This window comes from Streptomyces sp. SID14478 (assembly GCF_010548525.1).
Classification (GTDB): Bacteria; Actinomycetota; Actinomycetes; order Streptomycetales; family Streptomycetaceae; genus Streptomyces.
In genome coordinates this window covers 1-4,739 of sequence record NZ_JAAGMG010000639.1, presented here as the reverse complement: position 1 = coordinate 4,739, position 4,739 = coordinate 1, and the positions used below count along the sequence as shown (strand labels likewise).

The following is a 4,739-nucleotide window of genomic DNA, read 5'->3' as shown; positions in this document are numbered from 1 at the left end:
CCGCGGCCGGTGTCCGCTCGGCCGGATCCTTGCGCAGCAGCCCCTCGATGACCGGGGCCAACGCCCCCGCGCGGTGCGGCGGCGGCAGCTCCTCGTCGACGACCGCCCGCAAGGTGCTCAGCGGGGTGTCGTGGCGGAACGGCGAGTGCCCCTCCACCGCCGCGTAGAGCAGCACGCCCAGGGACCACAGGTCGGACTGCGGGCCGGGCGCGCGCCCCAACGCCCGCTCGGGGGCGAGGAATTCGGGCGAGCCGATGATCTCGCCGGTCATCGTCAGGGCCTGGGTGCCCTCGACCATGGCGATGCCGAAGTCGGTGAGGACGACGCGGCCGTCGTTCGACAGCAGGACGTTCCCGGGCTTCACGTCGCGGTGCAGGACGCCCGCGGCGTGCGCGGCGCGCAGCGCGGCCAGGACCTCGGCGCCGATGTGCGCCGCGCGCTGCGGTGCCAGGGGGCCCTCGGCGTCGAGCTGATCGGCGAGCGACACCCCGCGGACCAACTCCATGACGATCCAGGGCCGTTGGTCCTCGGTGGCGACGTCGTACAGCGTCACCACGTTCCGGTGCGCGATGCGCGCGGCGGCCCAGGCCTCCCGCTCCAGGCGGGCGTACATCCGCTCGACGTCCGCGGTCGGCAGCCCGGCGGGGGCCCGTACCTCCTTGACGGCGACGTCCCGTCCGAGCACCTCGTCGCGGGCCCGCCACACGGTGCCCATGCCGCCCTGGCCGATCGGGTCGACGAGCCGGTACCGCCCCGCGATCACTCGCTCACTCACGGGTCCCCCTTTGCGGCGAGGCGCACGACGAGCCTGAAGACAAGTCAGAACAAAAGTAGCTCAACCGAGCGCCGTTGCAGCCCCCTTGGGGGTTGATCCGCACCCACTCGCTGTGCCGCGCGACCCGGTGTCGAACGGAGCCGCACTCGTGTCCGGCTCGACGGGCGCCGACCGCGGGCGCGTGAGATCGCCCACGTTCCCCTTGCTCTTGATGCCTGTGCGGGCGTGAGCGTCACGTGAGGGTGATGCCTCCCTCATGGGGTGCCTTTCTCCCGGTCTGCCGTCAACCGAGGTCCCGACACGCCCATGCACGCCTCCGGCTTGACGCCGGCCGCATCCTCACTCGCTGTCACGAGCGGGTCCGGCGGCGCCTCATCGCGCCCGGAAAGTGCCCCTCTTGTCCAACTCGCCCTGGAATCAGTCATATTCGGAGAGTAACCGTCAAGCGGGCGTCAACATCCCTATGGGGGAGGTGAATCCTGTGACCGGGATACACGAGTGTCACGTGGGGGCGATAGGGTTAACCTGCCCGGGCCGGGTGCCCTCGTATGGGTGGGGAGTGACATGGAACAGATAACAGTGCGCAGCAGGCCTCGTGTGCCTGCGATCACGTGCGGGAGCAGCGCGACCAGTTCGCGTCTCGACCGCCATCTCTCGGTGCTCGGCGGTCCTGCCGTCCCGCAGCGCGAGACGGTGGAAGCGACGTCGCTGATGCGTGAGCTGACCGCGCGTGACACCGCGCACGACCGGGGCGGCAGTGCCTCGCGGGTGCGACGGGTCTCGCTCTTCGCGCCACTGCGGCGACTGCGCCGCACGTTGTTCGGCGGCCGCTGACCGGCCGCCCGACCAGCAGGCCTCAGGCCCGCATCCCGACCCCCGCGCCGTCCGGCGCAGCGCTGCGCTCTTTCGCGACCGTCATCCCCACGGCATGCGGCGAGCGCCCCGGCGGGGGAGTCGGATGCGGGCCTTTGTCCTGTCTCCCTCAGGGAGTAGACCGCGTCCCGCTCATCGCTCGCCGCGTGTGCAGCGACGGACGGCGAGCGGTACGCACAGCAGGAGCAGGGCCGCGCACCAGGCGAGTGAGCCGGCCACCGGATGCGCCACCGGCCACGAGGCGCCGTGCGGCACGGGGGCGTTGCCGAACAGGTCCCGGACGGCCGTGCACACGGCGCTGATCGGGTTCCACTCGGCGAGGGTGCGCACCCAGCCGGGCATCCCGTCCGTCGGGATGTACGCGTTCGACAGCAGCGGCAGCATGAAGGTCGCCCCGCCCAACTGCCCCGCCGCCTCCTCGCTTCGCGAGGCGAGCCCGAGCAGGATGCCCACCCAGGTCGTCGCGAACCGGAAGAGCAGCAGCAGCCCGAACGCGGCCAGGGCGCCCGGCGCCCCGCCCTCGATCCGCCACCCCATCGCGAGCCCGACCAGGACCAGTGGCACCAGGCCCACCGCCGTCGTCACCAGATCCGCCAGCGCCTGCCCGAGGGGCACCGCGGCCCGGCTCATCGGCAGCGTACGGAACCGGTCCATCACCCCGCGGTGCGTGTCCTGCGCCGCGGTGAACATCCCCGTCATGATCCCGTTGGCGGCCGTCGCTACGAGCATGCCCGGCACCAGGAAGGCCCGGTAGTCGGCGCCCGGCATGGCCAGGGCGCTGCCGAAGACGTACCCGAAGAACAGCAGGAAGACGATCGGCATCGTCTGCGTCATGATCAGGATCGCCGGGGCGTGCCGGATGCGCTGGAGGTGGCGGCCCAGCATGGCCGTGCCGTCGTACAGGATCGCGGTGCTCATGCGGCGACCTCCTCGGTCCTCGGGGGTGTGCGGGTCAGACGCAGGAACACCTCGTCCAGCGTCGGCGGGCGCAGGGTGGCGTCCCGCAACGGGACGCCGGACGCGTCGAGTTCGCGTACGACGCGCGGCAGCGTGACGGCCGGGTCGAGGACGACCGCGCCGACCGTGCGCCGCTCGGGGTCCAGCCGGGGCCGTGCGCCGGTCAGCTGGTCGAGTACGACGGCGGCCGCGTGCAGGGCCTGATCGCCCGCGTCGTCCGGGACGACGATCTCCGCGTAGTGGCCGATCTGCGCCTTGAGTTCGGCGGGCGTGCCCGAATGGGCGGCGCGCCCCTCGTCGAGCAGCACGACCTCGTCCGCGAGCCGGTCCGCCTCCTCCAGGTACTGCGTGGTCAGCAGCACGGTCGTGCCGGCGCCGGCCAGTTCGCGGACCGCTTCCCAGATGGCGTTCCTGCTGTGCGGGTCGAGGCCGGTCGTCGGCTCGTCGAGAAAGAGGACGGCGGGCCGGGTGATCAGGCTGGACGCGAGGTCGAGGCGGCGGCGCATCCCGCCGGAGTAGGTGCGCGCGGGGCGGTCGGCGGCGTCGGCGAGCGTGAACCGCTCGATCAGCTCGTCCGCCCGGGCCCGCGGGGCGCGCAGCAGCCGGGCGAACAGGCGCAGGTTCTCCCGGCCGGTCAGGTCCCCGTCGACCGACGCGTACTGCCCCGTGACGGCGATGCTGCGGCGGACGTCGCCCGGTGCGCGGCGGATGTCGTGGCCCGCGACACGCGCGGTCCCGGCGTCGGGGCGCAGCAGGGTGGTGAGCAGCCGGACGGCGGTCGTCTTGCCCGCCCCGTTCGGCCCGAGCAGACCGCACACCGTGCCCTCCCGCACGGCCAGGTCGAGGCCGCGCACCGCGTGCACGGCTTTCGTTCCCGAGCCGAAGCGCTTCTCCAGACCTTCACTAAGTACAGCGTACGTAGAAGTCATGGCCCCACCGTAGCGCACTACGTACGCCGTACGTAACTACGATGGAGCGCGAGGTGATGATCCATGGCGGTCCGACCGGCCGTACCCGAAGTGATCTGGGCGCGCCCCGAGCGCACCGGACGCGGCCCCAGGCCCGCGCACAGCAGGAGCGACATCGCGGCCGCGGCCGTGCGCGTGGCCGACGCGGAGGGCATCGACGCGGTCACCATGCGGAAGATCGCCGCCGAGCTCGGCATGGGCACGATGTCGCTCTACAACTACGTGCCGCGCAAGGAGGACCTGTACGAGCTGATGGTCGACGCCGTCAGCGGCGAGTACAGCTACCCCGCGCCGTCCGGTGACTGGCGCGCGGACGTGCTCGGCCTCGCCCGCCAGACCCGGGCGCTGATGCACCGGCATCCGTGGCTGCCGCGGCTGATGTCGCCCGTGTACGGCTTCAGCCCGAATGCGCTGACGTACCTGGAGTACTGCCTGTCCTGCCTGGACCCGCTGGAGCACCCGTACGGCGCGAAGATGGAGCTCATCGCCGCGGTGACGGGCGTCGTGACGACGTACGTCGCCAACGAGATCGCCACCGCCGAGCGGACGCGGTCGCTGCCGTGGAGCGAGGAGCAGGAGCAGGCCGTACGCATCGGCTACCTGGGCGGGCAGGTGGCGTCCGGGCGCTATCCCCGGCTCGCGGCGGCGTTCACGGAGGACGCCGGGCCGATCGATCTGGAGGCGGTGTTCGAGCGGGCGCTGCGCAGGACGCTGGAGGGGTTCGCGGCAAGCTGAGCGGCGGGCCTCACAGGAACGCGAACTGCCCGCCGGGGCCCTCCTCGTGATGGTCGAGGACGGACGCCGGGCGGCGCGCCCCGTCCGGCACCGGCAGCACGCGCGCCCGCCGCAGCTCGTCGGGGCCGATGAGCTCGCCGAGTCCTGTCCTCAACTCCTCCTGGAGCGGCTGGAGTTCGGCCATCAGGGTCAACGTGGTGACGAGTTCGAGCAGCTCCGACGTCCAGGGCTGCGGCCAGGCCCCGGGACGCACGGCCGCCAGGGTGCCCGGTTCGCCGGCCGCGATGCGGCGCGCGCACCACTGCTCCAGGACCCGGACCCCGCTGACGTGGAAGTCCCAGGCCGCCGCGGGGACCGGCGAGATGCGGCCGTCGCCGATGAGCAGGGCCTCCTCCTCGCGGTCGTAGAGCACCTCGACGGGGCGGGCCGGC

The 4,739-nt window shown here is 72.7% G+C and carries 6 protein-coding genes; 2 read left to right on the top strand and 4 right to left on the bottom strand.

Features of this window, described 5'->3' with window-relative positions:
• Positions 1 to 715 (bottom strand): serine/threonine-protein kinase (locus G3I40_RS21465; protein WP_164303763.1); only part of this gene is annotated, 715 nt, incomplete at its 3' end.
• 624 nt (positions 716 to 1,339) lie between these two features.
• Between G3I40_RS21465 and G3I40_RS21460 the strand changes: the two genes are divergently transcribed.
• Positions 1,340 to 1,609, top strand: coding sequence for a hypothetical protein (locus tag G3I40_RS21460; RefSeq protein ID WP_164303762.1), 270 nt, complete (start codon positions 1,340 to 1,342; stop codon positions 1,607 to 1,609).
• 171 nt (positions 1,610 to 1,780) lie between these two features.
• Here the strand turns inward: G3I40_RS21460 and G3I40_RS21455 are convergent, their stop codons facing one another.
• Entirely contained in the window at positions 1,781 to 2,566 is a 786-nt protein-coding gene (locus G3I40_RS21455; protein WP_164303761.1) for an ABC transporter permease, read from the bottom strand.
• Positions 2,563 to 3,534 (bottom strand): ATP-binding cassette domain-containing protein, encoded by a 972-nt coding sequence (locus tag G3I40_RS21450; RefSeq protein WP_164303760.1) that lies wholly within the window; start codon positions 3,532 to 3,534, stop codon positions 2,563 to 2,565. The genes G3I40_RS21455 and G3I40_RS21450 overlap by 4 nt, the downstream gene beginning before the upstream one ends.
• Positions 3,535 to 3,597: 63 nt before the next feature.
• Between G3I40_RS21450 and G3I40_RS21445 the strand changes: the two genes are divergently transcribed.
• Complete coding sequence (locus tag G3I40_RS21445) at positions 3,598 to 4,308, top strand: TetR/AcrR family transcriptional regulator (protein WP_164303759.1); 711 nt, start codon at positions 3,598 to 3,600, stop codon at positions 4,306 to 4,308.
• A 10-nt stretch (positions 4,309 to 4,318) separates the two neighbouring features.
• On the opposite strand, the gene G3I40_RS21440 is transcribed toward G3I40_RS21445, so the two are convergent.
• A partial coding sequence (locus G3I40_RS21440) for a type ISP restriction/modification enzyme (RefSeq protein ID WP_343244986.1) occupies positions 4,319 to 4,739 on the bottom strand: 421 nt, incomplete at its 5' end.

Bases quoted from the DNA above. Each gene is read 5' to 3' on its own strand.
- G3I40_RS21445 (WP_164303759.1), top strand. From the start codon at position 3,598: ATGGCGGTCCGACCGGCCGTACCCGAAGTGATCTGGGCGCGCCCCGAG.
- G3I40_RS21455 (WP_164303761.1), bottom strand. From the start codon at position 2,566: ATGAGCACCGCGATCCTGTACGACGGCACGGCCATGCTGGGCCGCCAC.
- G3I40_RS21460 (WP_164303762.1), top strand. From the start codon at position 1,340: ATGGAACAGATAACAGTGCGCAGCAGGCCTCGTGTGCCTGCGATCACG.
- G3I40_RS21450 (WP_164303760.1), bottom strand. From the start codon at position 3,534: ATGACTTCTACGTACGCTGTACTTAGTGAAGGTCTGGAGAAGCGCTTC.